This is a genomic window from Bacillus sp. FSL R9-9497 (assembly GCF_038005805.1).
GTDB classification, from domain to species: Bacteria; Bacillota; Bacilli; order Bacillales; family Bacillaceae_G; genus Bacillus_A; species Bacillus_A cereus.
Window position 1 is genome coordinate 1,788,109 of record NZ_JBBOTY010000001.1, and the last position, 22,777, is coordinate 1,810,885.

Genomic DNA, 22,777 nt, shown 5'->3' on the forward strand with positions numbered 1-22,777 from the left:
ATTCACGATAACTTTTCTTCTTTGATAACTTACATAAATATATTTTATGATATAATAACAATCGACTTAAAAAATGTAAGTTGTATCTATAGTGATAGTTACTATTATATTAGAAGTTTAGAGGTGGAAGAGAAATAAGAGTTATACTTTATAGAAGTTTATATTTAATAAGGTTAATATTTCGCCCGAGAATCAAACTTCGGAAGTTAAAGTAATGAAAATAGAGCGATGAGGAAGAAAGAAGTGAAATGAGTGTGAAAGTAATGAGAAGATTAGGGACATGGTTATTACTTGTGTGTGTGCTTATCATATTGATACCGCAAAGTGCATCTGCTCATGCGTACGTTGTGAAATCAAACCCTACTGAAAATGAAACATTGAAGAAAGCACCATCTGTTGTAAAAATCGAATTCGATGAGGACATACAAGTTTCAAGTTTTAATACATTGTACGTGAGAGATACATCAGGTAAAAGGGTCGATTTAAAAGATGCTCATATTGATAAAAAAAATAAAAAGCTATTAGAAGCTGGATTAAAAGACAATCTCAAAAATGGTCTTTACTCTATTCAGTGGAAAGCTATTTCAGCTGATGGACATCCAATTCAAGGAGTTATCCCGTTCCGGGTTGGATTAGCGGAAGCGGAAACAGACGATATACAAGTGGAAGAGATGGGTTACGTCCCACAAATCGATATGATTATGGAACGTGGAATTTTATATACAAGTTTCTCACTATTTATAGGAGTGCTATTCTTTAATCTTATTATGTATAAAGGCAATGCAACCTCGGTTCGATCAAGGAGTAAGAACATAATATGGATCTCTTTATTTGGGATATTGATTAGCTTGTTATTCAATCTACCACTGCAAGCGAAAATAAATGCTGATGTTTCATGGATAGAAGCATTCAATCCTTTACTATTAAAAGAAACATTACAGCTTTCTGTTTTTGGTTATGTATGGATTACTCAAATGGTTCTCATTAGTACGCTTATAATTGTTACGTATTTTGCGGTGAAGCATGAGAAGTTTTCGTCGTTTAAAGTATGGAGTATTCCAATACTATTGTTTATAGGGTTACTTGTTATGAAGGCCTTTAATAGTCACGCATACGGTTTAAAGTTTAAAGACATTGCTGTCGTTATGGATTTTCTACATTTATTAGCAGCTTCATTATGGGTTGGTGGTTTATCATCTATTATTCTTCTTTTACGTAAAGAGGATAACAAGTGGCATATGTATTGGGATATGATTAAGCGTTTTTCACCGTGGGCAACAGGTGCTGTCATCGTGATTTTAATAACAGGCCTTTTTAACAGTACATTTTTTATTCCAACAATCCACTCGTTATTTGATACGAAGTATGGATTGGCTTTATTAACAAAGATACTTTTATTCATTTTCATGGGGATATTGGGAATTATTCATTATATGAAAGGGAGAATGCGAGCGCAGCAAGGATTAGGAGCTACGGTGAAAGTAGAGTTTGTCATTGGAATTATCATTTTCGTAATCGTAGCTTTTATGACAAACGTACAAACACCACCGATGCCTCCTACTGGACCTTTTACAGAGAGTAAGCAATTAGATAATGGATATGAACTTACGCTAAATGTAAGTCCGAATAAGGTAGGACAAAATAAATTCCATATTACACTAAAGGATGAAAAGGGACAGCCTGTTACTGATATGGAACAAATGATATTGACGACTCAATCATTAGATATGAACATGGGAAAAGGTTCATTTAAAGTTTCAGTAGTTTCACCAGGAGAATATGAAGCAGAAGGTATGTATATTAATATGACAGGAAACTGGAATATACATGTTCATGGATTAACAAAATCTCTTGATAGTTTCGATACAGATTTTAAATTTATTGTCGGTGGCAGATAAAAAGAAGCTATGTATGAAAAGGAGCTAATAGAAAATGAAACGTATAAAAAAATTAGGAACAACAATGATCGCAACAATTATTGCAATGGGAATGTTTTCGTTACCTGTTAGTGCGCACGTCACTGTAAAACCAGCAACTTCTGACGTTGGTTCTTGGGAGACATATACGATAAAAGTACCAGTTGAAAAAAATGTAGCAACAACAAAAGTTACACTGAAAATACCGTCTGGAGTAGAGTTCCAGCAGTATGAACCAGTGCCAGGATGGAAAGTTGAGGAGCAAAAAGATACAGCTGGAAAAGTTAAAACTGTAGTATGGGAAGCAACAGGAGAAGGGATTTTACCCGGTCAGTTCCAGCGATTTACTTTCGTCGCTAAAAATCCGGATAAAGAGCAAAAAATAGCTTGGGACGCATATCAACAATATAAAGATGGAGAAATTGTTGAATGGACAGGCGATGAAAAAGCTGAAAAACCGCATTCACTTACTATAATTGCAAAAGGTACGTCATTAACAGGAGAACATGGTGAAGTGTCTAGTGTAGAAAAGAATGAAGGTACTAGTAATATGCAATTGATAGCAATTGTCTTATCTATTTTTGCGATAGTATCGTCGGTAAGTGCGTGTGTTTTTGTAGTACGTCGTAAAAAGTAAGACGTAAGAAAGAGCCTGCAAACAGTAGGCTCTTTCTTACGTTTATTTCAATTCAACTTGCTGCCTTACAGCAAGTGTTTTCGGTTTTATATTTACAAAACAAATACTCACAACAATAAATAATAGTCCGATGAATAAGCTAATGGTAATGGCCTCATGTAAGAAAATTGAACTTACAATAATAGCAATTAGTGGAATGAGGAATGTATAAGCCCCAACTTTACTTGCTTCACCAGCTCCAACAAGTGTGAAGTATGCAAGCCACCCCATTGCAATAACAAAGAATGAAATAAAGAGAAGTACGCTAACAAATGGTATACTCCAAGCGATACTAGACCAGCTTTCAAATTCTGAACCAAATCCAATTAAGCAAAGTCCACCAATAATAAGCTGAAGTGTTACCATCCAAATGGCATTAACACGGTGACCAGTCTTCTTAATAAATACTGTGCCAAGTGCCCAGCCGATAGCGCATCCTAACGCGAGAAGGATTCCAATAATAGAAATATGTCCTGTTAAACTGCTTGAGCTAATAACACCTACACCAATAAATCCGAGAACAAGCCCAAAAATTTTCAAGCCGTACATTGATTCTTCAAGCCATATCCACGAGAAAATACCGAGTAAAACTGGTTGTAGAAATACAATGGCGGAAAATAATCCAGCAGGCATATATTGAAGGCCGACAGTTTGTAACCCGTAAAATATAATGATGTTAAGTAAAGAAGAAATAACGTATAAATGCCACGTTTCTTTTAAATGTAACTCTTTGTATTTCGGTAATGCGAACAGGAGTAAAATGAATCCTCCAATTAAAGTTCGAACGCCTGCAAATAAAACAGGTGGCGTATAATGCAGGGCAAACTTTGATAAAGGCCAATTGATTCCCCACATGAAAACGAGAAAGGTAAGGATTATGGCCGTCTTAGTTCGAGAAAGCTGTGTCACTGAAAGACCTCCTTGTTGTTATTCATTTCACTATGATATGATATCGACTGTAATAAATAAAATGAATCTTTTTTATAAGGAGTATAAGTGATTAGTTATGACCATTACACAACTGCAAGTATTAATAAAAACTGTTGAGTTAGGTAGTTTTACGAAGGCCGCCAGGGTATTAAATATGACGCAGCCAGCTGTTAGTCATGCGATTTCAAGTATTGAGTCAGAGTTAGGCGTTACTATTCTTATACGTGATAAACGAAAAGGGCTCCTCGTTACGGATGTAGGAAACAGGATTCTTGTACATATTAGAGAGATTTTGAACGGTGTAGAGAAGATTGAACAAGAAGTTGCGATGGAGAAAGGACACGAAGTTGGGACGATTCGAATTGGTAGTTTTCCGAGTGCTTCTGCACATTTCTTACCCAAAATGATAAACCTTTTTAAGGAGAAGTATCCGAGCTTAGAAGTAGTTCTTTGTGAAGGAACGATTAAAGAAGTTGAAGATTGGTTAGTATCGAGGGTTATTGATATAGGAATTGTTATTTTGCCTAATAAAGATATGGAGATTGTTCCATTAACGAAGGGGAAAATGGTTGCTATCTTAAGAGAGGATCATCCTCTCTGTAAGAAGGACGCTATTACAATTAGTGATTTAGAGAATGAACCGATCATATTATGTAAGGGCGGATACGAACCACCTATTATTGATATGTTTAAACAAGCAAACGTACCACTTCGGGCTGAGTATGTAATTTCGACAGTTACTACAGCTTTAAATATGATTCAAGAAGGATTAGGCATTGCAATATTAGCTGAATTATCTTTAACGAATTTACCAAAAAATGTGCAAACGAGAGAATTGGAACCACAAGTATGGAGAGAAATTGCTTTAGCTGTTCCTTCATTAAAGGATTCTTCAATCGCTGTACAGCTATTTATTGAAGAATTTCAAGCGCTATTTGCAGAATAAAAAGAGGTGTCTCATATATCATAATGGGACACTTTTTAATTTACTTATAAAAAATTTATGAAAAGGATTGACTTATTTTTTAGTTGTAACTATAATGATTACATCGAGGTGGTGATTACGATGAAAATTAGTAGCCGCTTTTCCATAGCTGTTCATATTTTATCTATTTTGAAAAACAATCCATCTTCACTTTGTACTTCAGACTATATGGCTGAGAGTGTCAATACAAATCCAGTAGTCATTCGTAAAATCATGTCGTACTTGAAACAAGCTGGCTTTGTTTACGTAAATCGTGGACCGGGTGGCGCGGGATTACTAAAGGATTTACATGAAATCACATTGTTAGATGTGTATCATGCAGTAAATGTAGTAGAAGAAGACAAGCTATTTCATATTCACGAGCAACCGAATCCAGATTGTCCAATTGGGGCGAATATTCAAGCGGTGTTAGAAATCATTTTAATTCAAGCACAATCCGCGATGGAAGAAGTTTTGAGAAATATTACGATGGGGCAGTTGTTTGAAACTTTGCAAGAAAAAATGAATGCTTAAATCATATTTATATTTTTTTATCATTAATGTAACTTATTCGATTACAACTGTAAAGGTAAGGTGTAAAAGTTATGACTGTAAAAATGAAAGTATACTCAGATTTTATATGTCCGTTTTGTTTTTTAGCAAAAGGTCCATTAGATGAGGTAGCGAAAGAGAAAGATGTAGAGATTGAATGGATGCCATTTGAATTACGTCCAAGTCCATATTCAAAAATAGATCCATGGAATGAACCAGAAAAATTAGGTTCATGGGATGCTTTCATTCTTCCGACAGCGAAGAAGTTAGGAATTGATATGCGCTTGCCACGTGTTTCACCACATCCATATACACATTTAGCTTTCGAAGGATGTCAATTTGCGAAAGAACGTGGACTAGGTAATGAGTATCATCACCGCGTATTCACAGCATTTTTCCAAGAAGAGCAAAACATTGAAGATATTGATGTATTAACAAAATTAGCGGTAGAAGTAGGACTTCCTGAGGCGGAATTTAAAGATGCTTTAGTAACTCGTAAATATAAAGAAAAGCATCAAGAAGTAATTCAACACGCATATGATGAAGCGAATATTATGGCTGTTCCAACTGTCATGATTGGAGATGAAGTCATTCAAGGGCTTGCTAGTAAAGAAACACTAGAAAGGGTCATTGATAAAGAAATTGAAAAGGGTAAAACAAATTCATTTGAAGGTATGCAATGTAATACCGATGGATATTGCTAATTCGCTTGTTATGAAATAACAAAATAAATTATAAAACAAACATTTGGAGGAATTAAAATGTCAGCAACTACAACAAACTTAAAAGAAGCAATTGTGAACCGCCGTTCAATTCGTAAAGTAGCAAAAAACGATGCAATTACGAAAGAAAGAATTGAAGAAGTATTAAAAACAGCTTTACACGCACCAACATCTTTCAATATGCAAAGTGGTCGTATGGTTGTATTAATGGATGGAGAGCATGAAAAGTTTTGGGATATCGTTAAAGAAACACTAAGAGCCCGTGTACCAGCAGAAAACTTTGAAGCGACTGTAGAAAGACTAAAAGGTTTTCATGCAGGTGTAGGAACAGTTCTATTCTTTGAAGATCAAGCAACTGTAGAAAAAATGCAAGAAAATGCACCATTATATAAAGATCAGTTCCCATTCTGGTCTCATCAAGGAAATGCGATGTTACAACATACTGTGTGGATGCTATTATCTGCTGAAGGAATTGGGGCGTCATTACAACATTACAACCCAATCGTAGATGCTGAAGTGAAAGAAACTTGGAACATTCCGGCAGAGTGGAGCTTAGTAGGTCAAATGCCATTTGGTGAACCAAACGAACAACCAGCAGAAAGAACGTTCTTGCCTACTGAAGATGTAGTGAAATTTTATTAAGAAATACAATATGTAACGAGAAGGAAGCTGTGCTTAAAAACAGCTTCCTTTTTTGTAGTGGTGTTAATTTATGCGCATTTAGGGAAGAAATATAAGAAATAATACGGTGAGAAGGGAATTAGAAAAATGAATGATGAGAAAAAATATACAGTGGTAGGTACTGATGTTGAGGAAGTAAAGCGTTTAAATAAAAATTCAGGATTAACGTATAATCAAGTGAAAGAAATGTTAGCAAAGCAAATGCAAAAAAAGAAGTAATTAGATTGAAATCTTTCATTTTTTCATTTAGCATTTTGATTGGAGAGAGTTAAGTAAAAGGTAACTCTCTTTTTTGTATAGCTAAGCATCTTATAGAGTGGAGGAAGCAACATGAAGAAATGGGTAAAGGTAACGCTGTCTATCACTGGAGGCATTGTCTTATTAGCGTGTGCCGGTGGATATTACGTGTATAAAAATTATTTTCCAAAGGAACCTGAGCGTATTGTATATGATAAAGAAAGAGTGCTACAACCGATACATAATCAGCTTAAAGGAATCAATATAGAAAATGTAAAGATAAAAGAAAAAGAAGTCGTAAATGCGACTGTAGATGAGCTTCAAAAAATGATTGATAATGGAAAGTTGTCATATGAAGAATTAACGAGTATTTATCTCTTTAGAATACAAGAACATGATCAAAATGGAATAACATTAAATTCTGTTACAGAGATAAATCCTAATGCGATGGAAGAAGCAAGAAAGTTAGATCAAGAGCAGGATAGAAACAAAAATTCGAATTTATATGGTATTCCTGTCGTTGTAAAAGATAATGTACAGACGGAAAAAGTGATGCCGACTAGTGCAGGAACTTATGTATTAAAAGATTGGATTGCAGATCAAGACGCAACAATTGTGAAGCAGTTGAAAGAAGAAGGAGCATTTGTTTTAGGAAAAGCGAATATGTCTGAGTGGGCGAACTATTTATCTTTTACAATGCCAAGCGGGTATAGCGGGAAGAAAGGACAAAATTTAAACCCGTACGGTCCGATTACATTCGATACTTCAGGATCAAGTTCAGGATCTGCTACAGTAGTTGCAGCAGATTTTGCGCCGCTTGCAATTGGAACAGAAACGACGGGATCGATTGTTGCACCAGCGGCGCAGCAATCAGTAGTTGGGTTACGTTCATCTTTAGGTATGGTAAGTAGAACAGGAATTATTCCATTAGCTGAAACTCTTGATACAGCAGGACCTATAGCAAGAACAGTAAAAGATGCAGCAACGTTATTTAATGCAATGATAGGTTATGACGAAAAAGATGTTATGACAGAAAAAATGAAAGATAAAGAAAGAATTGATTATACAAAGGATTTATCAATAGATGGATTAAAAGGGAAAAAGATAGGGCTTCTTTTTTCTGTAGACCAACAAGATGAAAATAGAAAAGTAGTAGCAGAAAAAATTAGAAAAGACCTTCAAGATGCAGGTGCGATATTAACGGATAATATCCAGTTAAGTACTGAGGGTGTAGATAATTTGCAAACATTAGAATATGAGTTCAAGCATAATGTAAACGACTATCTTTCACAGCAAAAGAATGTACCGGTAAAATCGTTAGAAGAGATTATAGCGTTTAATAAAAAGGATAATAAAAGACGAATAAAATACGGACAAACATTAATTGAAGGGTCTGAAAAATCTGTTATAACGAAAGAAGAGTTTGAAAACGTAGTGCAAACGAGTCAAGAAAATGCAAGAAAAGAGCTAGATAGGTATTTAGTAGAAAAAGGTTTGGATGCTCTAGTTATGATTAATAACGATGAAGTTCTTCTATCAGCTGTAGCTGGTTATCCGGAATTAGCGGTTCCTGCTGGATATGATAAAAATCGAGAACCAATCGGTGTAGTGCTTGTAGGGAAACAGTTTGGTGAAAAAGAGCTTTTCAATATTGGATATGCGTATGAACAGCAGTCTAAAAATAGAAAATTACCTAGTTTATAAAAGATTATATGAAAAATAACTGGAATCCACCGAAATATGTTGGTTGATTCCAGTTAAAGGAATCTAACAATATGAAAAGAAAAAAAGGATTCTTCTCAATTAGTAAGAAAGATTGTCTATAGGAGTTCATAAAATGTAATATATTCAATTTCCATCCATTGAAGGGGGAGGTTAATTCTTAATGAATGAAGTAAAGAGTTTTTTTCGAAGTAGAGGGTTTCAACGGTTTCTCGTTTTAATAATAGTAGCGCTTGTATTATACGCATTAAAAAGTATGATTAATTTAATATTAATTACGTTTATACTGACGTTTTTAATGGATCGATTTCAACGTTTTATTTCAAGAAAATTGAAAGTAAACCGGAAAATTGTTATTGCATGTTTATATATAATACTAGTTTCCTTTATAGGCACAACGTTATATAAATATTTACCTGTGCTGACGATACAAATTTCACAATTAATTTATCAATTTAAACTATTTTTTCAAAATCCACCTGATAATGAAATCGTTAAATATGCACTTTCGACAATTAATGGGATGGAAGTATCAAAATATATAGAACAAGGTGTAGACGTCATATATCAATCAATAGCAAATATAGGGAAGGTAAGTTTACAAATATTATTATCTCTAATTTTAAGCTTATTTTTCTTATTAGAAAAAGAGCGTATTATTACATTTACATCAAAGTTTAAAGATAGTAAGTTAAAAATCTTTTATGAAGAAATTGCATATTTTGGTGAAAGATTTGCAAGATCGTTCGGCAAAGTAATTGAAGCTCAGTTTTTAATTGCCGTTGTAAATTGTATTCTTACTGTCATTGCATTAATCGTTTTAGGATTTCCACAGCTACTTGTATTAGCTGTTATGATTTTCTTACTAGGGTTGATTCCTGTTGCAGGTGTGATTATTTCTTTGTTTCCACTTTGTATCATTGCTTACAACGTAGGCGGAGTTATGTACGTAGTATACATACTCGTATTCATAACAGTAATCCATGCTCTTGAAAGTTATTTTTTAAATCCGAAGTTTATGTCTGCAAAAACAAATTTACCAATATTCTACACATTTATGATTCTTATCTTCTCAGAGCATTTCCTCGGAATATGGGGGCTTATTATCGGGATACCAATCTTTATCTTTTTATTAGATGTACTTGATATAAATAATGAGGATGAGACTAAAAAATAAGAAATGATAGAAAATCACTAAAAAGTCATAGGAGATAATGAAAATAAAAAAGCAATCCAAAATAAATTGGATTGCTTTTTTATTTTCATTAAAGAACCGGAGCCATTGTTTCTTTCAATACTTGAACAGAGTGGTCGAATTTTAATTCTTCATCTTCACTTAATTCAACCTCTAAAATTTCACGAACACCGCCGCGATTTAAAACAGCAGGTACCCCGATATAAACATCTTTTTGACCGTATTGACCTTCTAAGTAAGCTGATACAGTTAATACACTATTTTCGTCGTTTAAAATTGCTTTTGTAACACGTAGAAGTGACATACCGATACCATAATAAGTTGCGCCTTTACGCTCAATAATATGGTAAGCTGCATCACGGACGTTTATGAAAATTTTGTCTAAATCTTCTTGATTATACGTGTTGTCTTTTTCAAGCAATGTTTGTAGTTTTTGGATACCAACGGAAACATGGCTCCAAACTGGAAGTTCAGTATCGCCGTGTTCTCCGATAATATAAGCGTGAATGTTGTGTGGACCAATATTGAAGTACTCACCTAACATATAGCGGAAACGAGCAGAATCAAGCGTTGTACCAGAACCGATTACACGTTCTTTCGGTAAACCAGATTCTTTCCAAGTTACATAAGTTAAAATATCTACAGGGTTTGTTGCGATTAAGAAGATGCCATCAAATCCGCTATCCATAATACTGCGAACGATTTGTTTAAAGATTTTGGCGTTTTTCTCAACTAAATCTAAACGTGTTTCGCCTGGCTTTTGTGGTAATCCAGCTGTAATAACTACAAGGTCAGCATCTTTACAATCTTCGTAGCTGCCTTTCCATACTCTAGTTGGAGCTGGTGCGAATGGAACAGCATGACTTAAATCCATTGCTTCTCCTTCAGCTTTTGCCTCATTTACATCGACTAAAACAAATTCTTCAGCTACGGCTTGGTTAATCATGCAGTAAGCATAACTACATCCAACTGCTCCTGTTCCTACTAATACAACACGGTTAATACCTTTTTTCATTTCAAAATTCCTCGCAATTTCATTGGTTTTGTTATGTAAGATAATACGTCTTACTTCTATAGAGTCATATCTAGTTTATTACATTTTATAAAAGATATTCAAGTATTTGAAAATGTATCCGTGCAAATCCGCGAACAAAACATAGGAATTCAGTGAACCGAATATAATTCAGTAAAATCCTTTGTAAAAGGGGAAATGGCATGGGGAACCCATTAGCAATGGAAGAAATGCTTCATATTATTCATGCAGGGCTTGTTAAAAAGAATAACTCAAAACGGATTACGATTGCAGGTGCAGGGATTTCTGGATTAGTTGCAGGTTCTTTATTAAAAGAGGCTGGGCACGAAGTAACGATTATAGAAGCAAATAACAGAATAGGTGGCAGGGTGTATACGATTCGGGAACCATTTAGTGTGGGTTTATATTTTAATGCGGGACCGATGAGAATCCCTGACACCCATAAGTTAACCTTAGCGTATATTCATAAATTTAAACTACCTTTAAACCTTTTTATAAATAAAACTTTTGCAGATATCATTTATACGAATAACATTCAAACGAGATTGAATGTGTTTGAAAATGATCCAAGTGTACTTGAATATCCGGTTTTGGATAAAGAAAGAGGAAAAACGGCAGAAGAGCTAATGATTGAAGTATTAGAACCAATACTAAATTATATTAAGAAGGATCCTGATAAAAACTGGCTTATCGTTGAAAAAAAGTATAAAACGTATTCGCTTGGTTCATTTTTAATGGAGTATTATTCAGATGGTGCAATAGATATGATTGGGGTACTTCTTGATATGGAAGCTTATATGGGAATGTCCTTAATTGAAGTATTACGTGAAATGATTTTCTTTACTTCAACAACGAAATATTATGAAATAACTGGTGGAATGGATAAGTTATCGAATGCATTCTTACCACAATTAAGGGAACATATTTTAATGCAGTATAAGGTTGATAAAATTATACAAGAAGATAATAAAGTAATGTTACAAGGAAATCATGAACAAACGTTAGAGCAATTTACAATAACAAGTGATTTTGCTATTATTACAATTCCATTTTCAGCGTTAAGATTTGTAGAAGTTCAGCCATACTATTTATTCTCTTATTTTAAAAAAAGAGCAATTCGTGAATTAAATTATATTGCTGCAACTAAAATTGCAATAGAGTTTAAAAGTAGATTTTGGGAGAAAGCGGGACAGTGTGGCGGTAAATCTATTACTGATTTACCGATACGGTTTACATACTATCCGAGTTATGGCATTCATACTCCAGGACCAGCTATCGTTATAGCAAGTTATACGTGGGCAGATGAGGCGTTAACATGGGATAGTCTCCCGCAAAGAGATCGTATTCGTTACGCATTAAAAAATTTAGCGGAAATATACGGTGACATCGTCTATAGTGAGTTTGTCACTGGAACATCTTTTAGCTGGAGTAAAAATCCGTATTCTTGCGGTGCATTTACAGCTTTCGAACCAGGCCAAGAGCTCGAGTTATTTCCGTATATTACACCACCATCTGGAAAAGTACACTTTGCAGGAGAGCATACGACATTAACACATGGATGGATGCAAGGGGCAATTGAGTCTGGAGTTAGAGTTGCATATGAAGTGAATGAACAGTGAATCTCTTATATTTACAAATGTTCATTCTTTTAATAAAATGATAAATATAAATCGTAATTATTACGCTTTGAATACATTTGAAGTAAAGAAATGGATGGTCGGTTGAATGAATAAAGTGGAGATTCATATATTAGGTGGTTTTTTAGGTAGTGGAAAATCAACATTATTACAAAATTTATTGTTAGCAGAGAAAAAGAAGAATAGAAAAGTTGCAGTATTAATGAATGAAATTGGTGAATACTCAGTAGATACAGATATTATTGGAAAAGAGAATGTTTTAAGAGAACTTCTTAAAGGATGTATTTGTTGTACGTTAAAAGAAGAGCTTGAAATACAATTGCATTCGTTATATCAACAAGAAAGACCAGATGTAATTTATATAGAAACGACAGGTGTTGCGCATCCAATTGAAGTGTTAGACGCGTGTGTCTCGCCAATTTTAGCTCCTTTTCTGGAAGTGAAATCAATTGTAGTCGTTTTAGATGCAGTAAGGTGGTTAAATCGAAGTATATTAAGTGCAAATGTACAACAGCTATTGCATGAGCAACTGAAATTTGGTAGTCACATTCTTGTTAATAAAGCAGATTTACTAACAGATGAAGATAAGAATACAGTATTTGAAGAAGTAAAGGCAATAAATGATCATGCGAAAATGTATGAGACAAAGTATTGTAATATATCTTTAAAAGATATAGAAGAAGCAGAATTTCCAAATGATGAGGAACATGAGACACTACATGTCAAACAGCATTTACATATACAAACGATGACGTATCAATTTACGAAACCGATTGATCAAGACAAATTATATGAATGGCTTTCGAATTTACCAGATAGTATTTATCGAGTGAAAGGTTTTGTGAAATTCCATGGAGATAAATACCCTCACCTATTCCAATATTCGTTCGGAGTACCAACTTTATTAGAACAAGACTTCGGTTTCCCGACAAACTTAGTAGTAATAGGAGAAGGACTAGATAAGAAACAATTGGCTGAAGGGTTAGAGAAAGTAGAACTTAACTCTAATTAAGGGGAAAAGACTAACTTAAAAATAAGTTAGTCTTTTTGTATGGTCATTACTGAAATGAAACAGTATTTTCAATTGGATTGCAGAATATATATTGATTGTATGTCCGTTTCCATTACATAGGAAGGTGATTATATATTTGTGCCGAATGTAGAGGGTACTACAAGAGTTTTCCATTATCTATCGAATTAGTTAGTCATGATTACGGACAGGGGATTTTGGCGTGTTTGATTCTATCAGAAAGTAAAGTATGGGGAGGATCACAATGTCGATGAAAAAACGTAAGTGGCTAAAGACAATGTTTACTGGTTGTGTTTTAGGTTCATTATTAATAACGGCAGCTTGTTCAGGAAAGAAAACAAGTACAGAGGATGAAAAAACGATTAAGGTAGGAGTCCTTGCTTCTTTAACAGGACCACTAGAATCGTATGGAAAACAAACAGTGAACGGATTTGAATTAGGGTTAGATTATGCAACTGGTGGAACTGGGAAAGTAGATGGGAAAAAGATTAAGTTTGTTGTAGAAGATACAGAAACGAAAGCGGATGTAGCAGTTAAAAAAGCTACGAAGTTATTAGAAGAAGAGAAAGTTGATTTTTTAGTTGGATCGTCTAGTTCAAGTGATACGTTAGCGGTTTTACCACTGGCTGAAGAATATGAAAAGATTATGGTTGTAGAACCGGCAGTTGCGGATAGTATTACCGGGAAGAACTGGAATAAATATATTTTTAGAACTGGAAGAAGTTCCTCACAAGATGCGATTGCAGGAGCAGCAGCAATTGCGAAAAAAGATGTAAAGATTGCGACATTTGCCCCAGATAACGCTTTTGGTCGTGAAGGGATTGCTGCATTTAAAGCGGGTGCGAAAAAATTAGGTGCGAACATTGTGAATGAGCAATACGCGGATACAAATTCAACAGATTTTACAGCGAATATTCAAAATATCATTAGTTCAAAACCAGATTATTTATTTATCGTTTGGGCAGGGGCAAATTCACCTTGGAAACAGTTGAAAGATATGAATGTGGAAGCGCAAGGTATTAAAATTTCTACAGGTGCGCCAGATATACCAGCATTAAAAACAATGGATGCATTAGTAGGTATGCAAGGTTTTTCTGTATATTATCACACACTTCCAAAAAATAAAGTGAATGATTGGCTAGTTGAAGAGCATAAAAAACGTTTTAATGGTGCAGTGCCAGATTTGTTTACAGCTGGAGGAATGTCAGCAGCAATTTCTATTGTAGAAGCCTTAAAGAAAACAAAAGGTGATACAGATGTAGATACCTTGATTAAGAAAATGGAAGGAATGGAATTTGATACACCGAAAGGAAAGATGAAGTTTAGAGAGAAGGACCACCAAGCCATGCAGATACTGTATTCTATCACATTGAAAAAGCAAGACGGTGTTGATTATCCGGTGCCAGTGTTAGAGCGAGAATTAACGATGAAAGAAACAGAACCACCAGTTCAAAATAAATAGACTGAATTTTCTGTTGTTTTTGTATAAAGAGGGGGGACCCTCTTTATACATATTTCTTTCATACTCACGGCTTTAAAGGGAGGGATTTCGTGACACATTTGCTAGAGACGAAAAATCTTAGCGTATCTTTTGGTGAACATCATGTTATTAAAGATGTAAATTTAACTGTCCAAAAAGGAAAGCTCATTTCTATTATCGGGCCAAATGGTGCGGGGAAGACAACATTATTTAATTTACTAAGTGGACAGATTTCACCCACAACAGGTGAAGTGTATTTTAAAGGGCAAGATATTACAAAACTATCGATTTCAGATCGAACACGCTTAGGAATCGGTCGCTCTTTTCAGCTTACAAACATATTCCCAGAATTAACGGTACTTGAAAATGTCCGTTTAAGTGTTCAATCATTCGTACAAGATTACTATAGTTTTTTCCCGAGTTCAGCAAAATTAAAGCAACAAGTTGGAGAGGCGAGACGTTTCTTAAAAACAGTATTACTTCACGAGAAAGAGAACGTATTAGCGAAAGATTTGGCACATGGAGAGAAAAGAAAGCTAGAACTTGCGATGTTATTAGCTTTAAAAACGGATGTGTTATTACTTGATGAGCCGACGGCAGGTATTTCGGTTGAAGAGGTCCCTGCTATATTACAAGTGATTGAAAATATTAAGAAACATCCAGAGAGCACAATTGTACTTATCGAACACAAAATGGATATGATACTAGGTTTGTCAGATCATCTTATCGTTTTATTTCATGGAGAGTTATTGGCTGAAGGATTGCCAGAAGAAATTATGAAAGATGAGCGTGTACAAAGTGCTTATTTAGGGGGATTATATAGTGGCACTATTACAAGTGAATAATATAGAAACGTATTTAGATCAGTTTCATATTTTGCAAGGAGTATCTCTTACTGTTGAGAAAGGGACGATTACTGTACTGTTTGGTAGAAACGGGGCAGGGAAAACAACGACATTACGTTCAGTTATGGGGTTTCACCGGATTGCAGATGGTGAAATTTATTATGATAGTGCAAAAGTAAGTGGATTAGCTACACATTTAATTTCAAGGAAAGGAATAGGGTATGTACCAGAAAATCAAGGTATTTTTCATGATTTGACAGTAGAAGAAACATTCGCTCTTGCTAGGGGGAAAGGTGAAGAAGTAGAAGGGAAAATAGAGTGGATGCTGGAACTATTTCCGGATTTAAAGCAGTTTTGGAATAAGAAAAGTGGGCTCTTGAGCGGAGGGCAAAAGCAAATGTTGGCTATTTCAAGAGCGTTTATTAATAGTGATGGATTATTACTTATTGATGAGCCGAGCAAAGGGCTATCCCCGATAATGGTGGAGAAATTAATGGTAGCTATTTTGAAGATGAAAGAGAAAACAACAGTTTTACTTGTTGAGCAAAATTTTATGATGGCTAGTCAAATTGGTGATTATTTTTACATTATGGATAACGGACGAATTGTTCATAACGGTTTTATGAATGAATTAAAAAAGGATAAGGAAATGTGTCATAAATATTTAGGAATCTCTTAACATGAATCCGAGGTGAAAAGGGTGGATGTGTTAATCAATTTATTTGTAAATGGGATTTCAACAGGGATGCTCATTTTTTTGTTAGCATCAGGTCTTTCACTTATTTTCGGTCTAATGAGCGTTTTAAACTTTGCACACGGTGGTTTATTTGCATGGGGAGCATTTACAGGTGTTTGGTTATTTAATATGACAGGAAGTTATATATTAGCTTTAGTTGGAGCAGTAGCCATGGGAATGTTCCTAGGATTTATTTTAGAAAGGTTTCTTATTAGACCGGTATATGGAAATCATGTTCGACAGCTGCTCGTTACGCTTGGAGGAATGCTCGTTCTTAGTGAGTGTATTAAAATATTTTGGGGGCCAAACCCTATTAGTGCAAAATTACCGTTATGGTTACAAGGAAGTTTTACATTCGGAGGTATTATATTAATTAAATATCGTCTATTTGTTATTTTGATTGGGATAATTATTTACATTGCACTACTACTATTACTCAAAAAGACGAAGATAGGTCTTATGATCCGTGCAGGTGTAATGGATAAAGAAATGGTTCAAGCGCTTGGTATTAATGTAAAAGCGATATTTTCTTTCGTCTTTTTATTAGGAGCAGGGATGGCAGCTTTGGGAGGATTCTTATTAGCTCCGTATTCGGGCGTTATTTTCGCCGAGATGGGCATGCAGTATGCAATTTTAGCTTTTATAGTAGTAATTATCGGTGGATTAGGAAGCGTTCAAGGTTCAGCTATTGCTTCTTTAATTGTCGGATTAGCTGGTGCTTTTACAGCGTATTTTATACCAGATTTATCACTTGCAATTAATATGTTAATGTTACTATTTTTCTTAATAGTGAAGCCAACTGGACTTGTTGGTGAAAAGGGGTGAAATGGTGAACAACACATCGGACCGAATTAAAGTATACTTCGGAGTATGTATGCTCATTTGTTTAAGTGTATTTCCGTTCGTAAATGATTCACGGAGCCTGTTAATTTTGTTCACTCAAATCTTCATCTTTGCTATTTTTGCAATGAGTTTTGATGTATTGCTTGGGTATACAGGAATTGTATCGTTCGGTCATTGTATGTTCTTTGGGATAGGAGCATATGGGGTAGCGCTTTTATTTGATCGACACGGCGTATCAATAACGAACTTTTTAATTGGAATAGTAGCTGCAATTATCATTTCAGCAATAGTTAGTTATATAATTGGTTTACTTTCTTTACGGCTGAAAAGTCATTTTTATGCGATGCTAACACTTGCTATTTCACAGCTGTTTTTCGTCCTTGCTGAAAAATGGCGTGGGCTCACTCACGGAGGAGATGGTTTTACATTTGGTGTACCAGACGTATTCCGTGATCGTTTTACGTTTTATTATGTAACACTTATATGTTTACTTATCATTTTTGTTCTGTTACGTCTTTTCACCAAATCTTCTATTGGAAAAGTATTAAAGGCAATTTCACAAAATGAGCAACGTGTTGAAGCACTAGGATATAAAGTGCTTCATTATAAAATTATTGCTAGCATTGTTGCAGGAGTAGTAGCTGCGATTAGCGGTGGTTTATTTGTTATTACATTACGCTTTGTCAATACGACTGTATTTTCAATTGAAATGACACTAAATGCACTCTTGATGACGATGATTGGAGGAGTCGGAACATTAATTGGAGCTATTGCTGGGTCTGGGATTATTGAATCCCTAAAATATTATTTATCAGAACTAGCTACAGAGTATCCGATCTTTGAACGATGGACGATTATTCTTGGTTTATTGTACATTATCGTATTGCTAGTTTTCCCGAAAGGATTAGTTGGTACGGTTAAGGGACTGAAGAATATGAAACGGAATAAGAAGGAGAAAAGTGCAGAAGTGGAGCAAAATGTGTGAAAAATCAATTGTATAGAATATGAAAATCCCTCTTTTAGATTCATAAAGGAGGGATTTTTTATTAACCAAATAGTTCATCAGGGATTTGTTTGAAAGAGTTTTGATTTGTAAAAAAATGAACAGCTAATTTCTCAACTGGAACATCTTCAATTGGTACCAATTTATCATTTTTAATCGGTAAAAAAGCTATTCCTTTTCCATCATCAATAAACTCTTCCATAAGCGAATAAGAATCCAACTGTTGAAGTTGTCGCTGAGATAGGTTGTTTTCTTTTAGAAATTGTATTGTCTTATTCCTAAAAGGGCACTTTTTGTCATTGCTAACGAAGAAAATTTCTTTTGAATAATCAATGGTACATTTTTCTTTCGCTTTTAATAAGCCTACAGAAATTGAGGTTGTGAACACTTTTTTAAACGATGCGTCAGGATAATCCTCATAAGTTATGACCATATCAACTTTTTGTTGCTGAAGTAATTTTTGCAAATGACTACTACTTTCTACATATATTTGATAATTTCTGAAGTTTTCTTCAATACGCTTACTTAAATAATTTGTCAAAATAGATTGTGACGTCGCTATTATATAAGAAGAACCACTCGTTTTAATTTCATCTTTTACTTCTTCTAATAGAGTTAATATTTTATTCGTGTAATCTAATAAAATGTCACCAGCAGGTAACAAGGAAACGCCTTTGTTATCTCTATGTAGTAAAGGCGTTTCTAATTCTTGTTCTAATTTTTTGATTCGCTCAGTTACGTTCGGTTGAACATATCCTAACTCTTTAGCAGCTTTACTAATAGAACCCTCACTGGCCACAGTTTTGAATATAATAAGATCATTTATTTCCATGTATCTCAGCCCCTTATGCACTATCATTATAAATGATACCAAACATAATTTATACCTATTTTACGTTAGTCAATCATCGGTTTATCATTATGTATATAGGATAGAAAGTGAGTGATAAACATGATTGGAATGCAATATAAGGTCATTTTGCCAAAGGATTATGATATAAAGATTATTAGGAATAGGGTAAAGGATAATGGGCATAAAACTGATGGTTTTCAAGACCTGAATTTTAAAGCTTATTTAATTACTGAGGTAGGTAAGGACGGGAATTTCTATAACTGTTATGCACCTTTATATATTTGGAATGGCCATGAAGGAATGAACAAATTTATCTTTGAAGGATATTATGATAATATTTTACAATCTTTTGGATGGCAACAAATAAATATAGGTGTTCCATTAGTTGTTAATCTAAGTGATGGATTTAAGAAAAGTAGATATGTTGTTGAATATGCGGGAAGTATTTCTCAAAGTAAAACGCTGGTTGGGACTCAATTAAACACGATGAATGAAAATGTACAAAACAATGAAAAGTGTTTAGGGGATGTAATCGTTTATAATCCGGATAAATGGAGATATAGTAGGTTTGAGTTTTATGAAGAGAAACCTGATATTGTAGTGAATAAAGGTGTTACAGTATATGAGATTTTACACATTTCACGATGAAATTTTGTTGTATATTAAAAATAAGAAAAGGAATGAAAGTCTATGCCTTTTGTGAAGATTTATTATTCTGAAAACATATTAAATGAAGAAGAGTTGGAAAAAATGGGTGAATGTATCCATCTTTCATTAATTGAACATTTTAACATCCCTGAAAATGATTATTTTCAAATGTTCCTACCTTACCAACAAAACAAATTTTTATATAATCCATATTATTTGTTGGAAAGAGGAGAAAAGAGAACAGAGAATATGATTTATGTTTCTATTACATGTGGACCGGGAAGAACGGTGCAACAGAAAAAAGATTTGTATCAATCCGTATCCTTAAAAATTACGGAATATTCCGATTTTAAAACTTCGGATATTTTTATTACACTAAATGAGACAGCTGCTGAAAACTGGTCATTTGGTCAAGGAATAGCACAAATGGTGAAAATAAAGGGAGAAAAAAATGAAAAACGAACTTATTGAAGTACATATTAAAAAGAAAATGAGAGAAATGTCACCTGCATTTGCTCATTATAGTGAAAAGATATTATTTGAGGAAGTGTGGCGGGATGCCACTTTAACATTAAGAGAAAGAAGCTTGTGTACTGTGTCAGCACTAATCAGTCTCGGTAATACAGAACAATTACAATTTCATCTGAAGCTAGCTAAACAAAATGGGGTTATGGAGAATGAATTGGTTGCATTAATAACACATATGGCTTTTTACGTTGGTTGGCCAAAAGCTATGGCAGCTTTAAATATAGTAATGAATGAAATGAAAAGTTAAGAATAATGATAAGTAAGAATTCATGTTTATATGAATTCTTACTTATCATTATTTATACAATACTCTATCGCTATATTTATTACATTTTCTCTTGCTTTTTTATCACTTGCGTAGTAAAGTGATAGTAAGATTCACGATAGGAAGTGATCAAACATGCGTGATAATACGATAGGATCATTAATATGGTTACGTTTAATACGATTTACGAACCAAAGTAATCAAATGTCAAATGAGTTTTTAAAACGTTTTGATTTAACGACAGCTCAATTTGATGTGCTTTTGCAAATACGTACGTATCAACCACTAACACAAATGGAGTTAGCTGAAAAGGTAACTGTTACACAAGGGGGCATTTCTCGAATGTTAACTCGTCTTGAAAAAGAAGGATATATTGTACGAAAACAAGATTGGAAAACGAAAACAATTAGTCTTACAGAGCAAGGAGAAGCAGCTTTAGAGAGAGCATTGCCAGAGCAACTTGCATTTCAATCTTCGTTTTTTGATGATGTATTAAATGAAGAAGAGCAGAAAATATTATATGAGCTGATGACGAAAGTTCATAAGCATAGTGAGAAAAAAGAATTACCGCAAGAGTAATTTTTTTTACATTATCAATTGACTAATCAAGTGAAGGTGTAGGTAATACGTAGATATACCTGACTTACCAACGTTTTTAGAAAAAAACTAATACTACTTTATTAAAGGGGAGAGTAACTATGGAAAAATACCGTATAGATATAAGAAAAGGAATTGAGTTTGGATTATATTCAATTGGTGATCATGTTTTAAATCCACATAATGGGGAGAAAATTACGCCAGAGAAAAGAATTCACGAACTAATTGATACAGCTAAGTTAGCAGATGAGGCAGGACTTGATGTGTTTGCTGTCGGCGAAAGTCATCAAACACATTTTACAACGCAAGCTCATACAGTTATTTTAGGTGCGGTCGCGCAAGCTACGAAAAATATAAAAATTGCAAGTTCAGCAACGATATTAAGTACATCTGACCCAGTTCGAGTATATGAGGATTTCGCTACAATTGACTTGATTTCTAATGGACGTGCAGAAATTGTGGCTGGTCGTGGATCTCGTATTGGGGGATATAGTTTACTTGGTTATGACGTGAATGATTATGAAGAATTATTCGAAGAGAAGATGGATCTTTTATTAAAAATTAATAACGAGGAACATGTCACATGGAATGGACAGTTCAGAGCACCGCTCGCACATGCATCGGTTATTCCGAGAGCGAAAAATAATAACTTACCAATTTGGCGTGCGGTTGGAGGTCCACCAGCTAGTGCAATTAAAGCAGGACGCGCGGGTGTACCAATGATGATAACAACACTTGGTGGTCCAGCAATTAACTTTAAAGTGTCAGTAGATGCTTACCGCGAGGCGGCTGTACAAAGTGGATTTGATTCAGCTAGTTTACCAGTTGCGACAACGAGTTTATTTTATACGGCAAAAAATTCACAAGATGCACTTAGTGAATATTACCCTCACATTAATGCTGGTATGCTTACACTGCGCGGTGGTGGGTATCCGAAACAGCAATTTACAAATGCAATAGATTACCGTGATGCTTTAATGGTTGGTAGCCCACAACAAATCATTGAGAAAATGCTGTACCAATATGAATTATTTGGCCAACAACGCTTTATGGCACAAATTGATTTTGGCGGTGTACCAATTGATAAAATTGAGAAAAATATTGAATTAATTGCTACTGAAATTTTACCAGCCGTTAGAAAACATACAGCAAAATAAATAAAAAAACTGAGAGTCTAATCGACTTTCAGTTTTTTTTATTTGTTCTGGAAAAATGACAAAAAAATGAACTTTTAGTCGAGGAAGAGGGAAGTTATTTTCTATTTTTGAATAACATTATTTCGAGTTTGAATTTTGAAAATACATTTTTCTCTTGACAAAAAACAAGCGTTTATCGAGGGTAGTTTCGAGGACATTTTTTCGGGTGAAAGTCAAGTGTATGAAGAGAAAAACGATTGTTTTATAGATATAAAAGTAAGAAGTATATTGAAAAAACACATTTTGCTAATGAGAAAAATCTGATTCAAAAAAATGACAAAAGACATATTTCAGACAAAATGATGTCAATAATACGTCAAAAATAACCTGAATTTACTATGCAGGTATATTATACAATTCGATTAACGAATAAAACACTACAGAAATAGTGAAAAGGTAAAAAATAGCATTACAATAGTTTGAAAAACTGAAACTTCATATTTTTCGACAATACATACAAAATGTTTTTGTCTTTTCGTATTTCTTAA

Annotated in this window: 24 protein-coding genes; 21 read left to right on the top strand and 3 right to left on the bottom strand. The window is 34.2% G+C overall.

The window, feature by feature from the left end; translation table 11 throughout:
- Positions 1–248: 248 nt before the first annotated feature.
- Positions 249–1,898 (top strand): copper resistance CopC/CopD family protein, encoded by a 1,650-nt coding sequence (locus MKY21_RS09295; RefSeq protein ID WP_103572896.1) that lies wholly within the window; start codon positions 249–251, stop codon positions 1,896–1,898.
- A 34-nt stretch (positions 1,899–1,932) separates the two neighbouring features.
- Positions 1,933–2,553 carry a YcnI family copper-binding membrane protein gene (locus tag MKY21_RS09300; protein ID WP_074624961.1) on the top strand — a complete coding sequence of 207 codons (621 nt, stop codon included), beginning with the start codon at positions 1,933–1,935 and terminating at the stop codon, positions 2,551–2,553.
- Positions 2,554–2,595: 42 nt separating this feature from the next.
- Here MKY21_RS09300 and MKY21_RS09305 read toward each other — a convergent pair whose 3' ends face one another.
- Positions 2,596–3,501: a DMT family transporter gene (locus tag MKY21_RS09305; RefSeq protein WP_016117597.1), complete on the bottom strand. Its 906-nt coding sequence runs from the start codon at positions 3,499–3,501 to the stop codon at positions 2,596–2,598.
- Between the two features lie 97 nt (positions 3,502–3,598).
- Here MKY21_RS09305 and MKY21_RS09310 point away from each other — a divergent pair, with 97 nt between their 5' ends.
- The 7 genes from MKY21_RS09310 to MKY21_RS09340 all read left to right on the top strand — a co-directional run bounded on the left by MKY21_RS09310 (position 3,599) and on the right by MKY21_RS09340 (position 9,577).
- Complete coding sequence (locus tag MKY21_RS09310) at positions 3,599–4,468, top strand: LysR family transcriptional regulator (RefSeq protein WP_086424367.1); 870 nt, start codon at positions 3,599–3,601, stop codon at positions 4,466–4,468.
- A 120-nt stretch (positions 4,469–4,588) separates the two neighbouring features.
- Entirely contained in the window at positions 4,589–5,020 is a 432-nt protein-coding gene (locus tag MKY21_RS09315) for an Rrf2 family transcriptional regulator (protein ID WP_000704073.1), read from the top strand.
- Positions 5,021–5,091: 71 nt separating this feature from the next.
- Positions 5,092–5,742 (top strand): DsbA family oxidoreductase, encoded by a 651-nt coding sequence (locus MKY21_RS09320; protein WP_341076027.1) that lies wholly within the window; start codon positions 5,092–5,094, stop codon positions 5,740–5,742.
- A 57-nt stretch (positions 5,743–5,799) separates the two neighbouring features.
- On the top strand, positions 5,800–6,402 hold the full coding sequence (locus tag MKY21_RS09325; RefSeq protein ID WP_001277011.1) for a nitroreductase family protein: 603 nt from the start codon (positions 5,800–5,802) through the stop codon (positions 6,400–6,402).
- A gap of 126 nt (positions 6,403–6,528) precedes the next feature.
- Entirely contained in the window at positions 6,529–6,660 is a 132-nt protein-coding gene (locus tag MKY21_RS09330; RefSeq protein ID WP_000997344.1) for a hypothetical protein, read from the top strand.
- Between the two features lie 111 nt (positions 6,661–6,771).
- Positions 6,772–8,382 (top strand): amidase family protein, encoded by a 1,611-nt coding sequence (locus MKY21_RS09335; RefSeq protein ID WP_341076029.1) that lies wholly within the window; start codon positions 6,772–6,774, stop codon positions 8,380–8,382.
- 181 nt (positions 8,383–8,563) lie between these two features.
- On the top strand, positions 8,564–9,577 hold the full coding sequence (locus MKY21_RS09340) for an AI-2E family transporter (RefSeq protein ID WP_001006598.1): 1,014 nt from the start codon (positions 8,564–8,566) through the stop codon (positions 9,575–9,577).
- A gap of 88 nt (positions 9,578–9,665) precedes the next feature.
- Here the strand turns inward: MKY21_RS09340 and MKY21_RS09345 are convergent, their stop codons facing one another.
- Positions 9,666–10,610 carry an L-lactate dehydrogenase gene (locus MKY21_RS09345; RefSeq protein WP_000715326.1) on the bottom strand — a complete coding sequence of 315 codons (945 nt, stop codon included), beginning with the start codon at positions 10,608–10,610 and terminating at the stop codon, positions 9,666–9,668.
- 200 nt (positions 10,611–10,810) lie between these two features.
- On the opposite strand from MKY21_RS09345, the gene MKY21_RS09350 reads away from it, so the two are divergent.
- From MKY21_RS09350 to MKY21_RS09380, 7 genes are all read left to right on the top strand, one after another.
- Complete coding sequence (locus MKY21_RS09350; RefSeq protein ID WP_016117602.1) at positions 10,811–12,247, top strand: flavin monoamine oxidase family protein; 1,437 nt, start codon at positions 10,811–10,813, stop codon at positions 12,245–12,247.
- 106 nt (positions 12,248–12,353) lie between these two features.
- On the top strand, positions 12,354–13,277 hold the full coding sequence (locus MKY21_RS09355) for a CobW family GTP-binding protein (protein ID WP_001044939.1): 924 nt from the start codon (positions 12,354–12,356) through the stop codon (positions 13,275–13,277).
- A gap of 262 nt (positions 13,278–13,539) precedes the next feature.
- Positions 13,540–14,757, top strand: coding sequence for a substrate-binding domain-containing protein (locus tag MKY21_RS09360; RefSeq protein WP_000061994.1), 1,218 nt, complete (start codon positions 13,540–13,542; stop codon positions 14,755–14,757).
- Positions 14,758–14,846: 89 nt separating this feature from the next.
- Complete coding sequence (locus MKY21_RS09365) at positions 14,847–15,620, top strand: ABC transporter ATP-binding protein (RefSeq protein WP_000149328.1); 774 nt, start codon at positions 14,847–14,849, stop codon at positions 15,618–15,620.
- Positions 15,598–16,299 (top strand): ABC transporter ATP-binding protein, encoded by a 702-nt coding sequence (locus MKY21_RS09370; protein ID WP_001196707.1) that lies wholly within the window; start codon positions 15,598–15,600, stop codon positions 16,297–16,299. The genes MKY21_RS09365 and MKY21_RS09370 overlap by 23 nt, the downstream gene beginning before the upstream one ends.
- 21 nt (positions 16,300–16,320) lie before the next feature.
- Positions 16,321–17,181 (top strand): branched-chain amino acid ABC transporter permease, encoded by an 861-nt coding sequence (locus MKY21_RS09375; RefSeq protein WP_000382787.1) that lies wholly within the window; start codon positions 16,321–16,323, stop codon positions 17,179–17,181.
- Between the two features lie 49 nt (positions 17,182–17,230).
- Entirely contained in the window at positions 17,231–18,184 is a 954-nt protein-coding gene (locus tag MKY21_RS09380; RefSeq protein ID WP_136986674.1) for a branched-chain amino acid ABC transporter permease, read from the top strand.
- A gap of 61 nt (positions 18,185–18,245) precedes the next feature.
- Here MKY21_RS09380 and MKY21_RS09385 read toward each other — a convergent pair whose 3' ends face one another.
- Complete coding sequence (locus MKY21_RS09385; RefSeq protein WP_341076034.1) at positions 18,246–19,034, bottom strand: LysR family transcriptional regulator; 789 nt, start codon at positions 19,032–19,034, stop codon at positions 18,246–18,248.
- A 120-nt stretch (positions 19,035–19,154) separates the two neighbouring features.
- On the opposite strand from MKY21_RS09385, the gene MKY21_RS09390 reads away from it, so the two are divergent.
- The 5 genes from MKY21_RS09390 (at position 19,155) to MKY21_RS09410 (ending at position 22,250) form a co-directional block, all read left to right on the top strand.
- On the top strand, positions 19,155–19,703 hold the full coding sequence (locus tag MKY21_RS09390; RefSeq protein ID WP_000579876.1) for a DUF4865 family protein: 549 nt from the start codon (positions 19,155–19,157) through the stop codon (positions 19,701–19,703).
- A 42-nt stretch (positions 19,704–19,745) separates the two neighbouring features.
- Positions 19,746–20,174 (top strand): tautomerase family protein, encoded by a 429-nt coding sequence (locus MKY21_RS09395; protein WP_044795745.1) that lies wholly within the window; start codon positions 19,746–19,748, stop codon positions 20,172–20,174.
- Positions 20,155–20,478, top strand: coding sequence for a carboxymuconolactone decarboxylase family protein (locus MKY21_RS09400; protein WP_000787201.1), 324 nt, complete (start codon positions 20,155–20,157; stop codon positions 20,476–20,478). The genes MKY21_RS09395 and MKY21_RS09400 overlap by 20 nt, the downstream gene beginning before the upstream one ends.
- 153 nt (positions 20,479–20,631) lie before the next feature.
- Positions 20,632–21,075, top strand: a complete 444-nt coding sequence (locus MKY21_RS09405; protein ID WP_001205523.1) for a MarR family winged helix-turn-helix transcriptional regulator — start codon at positions 20,632–20,634, stop codon at positions 21,073–21,075.
- 119 nt (positions 21,076–21,194) lie between these two features.
- Positions 21,195–22,250, top strand: a complete 1,056-nt coding sequence (locus MKY21_RS09410) for an LLM class flavin-dependent oxidoreductase (protein WP_341076039.1) — start codon at positions 21,195–21,197, stop codon at positions 22,248–22,250.
- Positions 22,251–22,777: the final 527 nt, after the last annotated feature.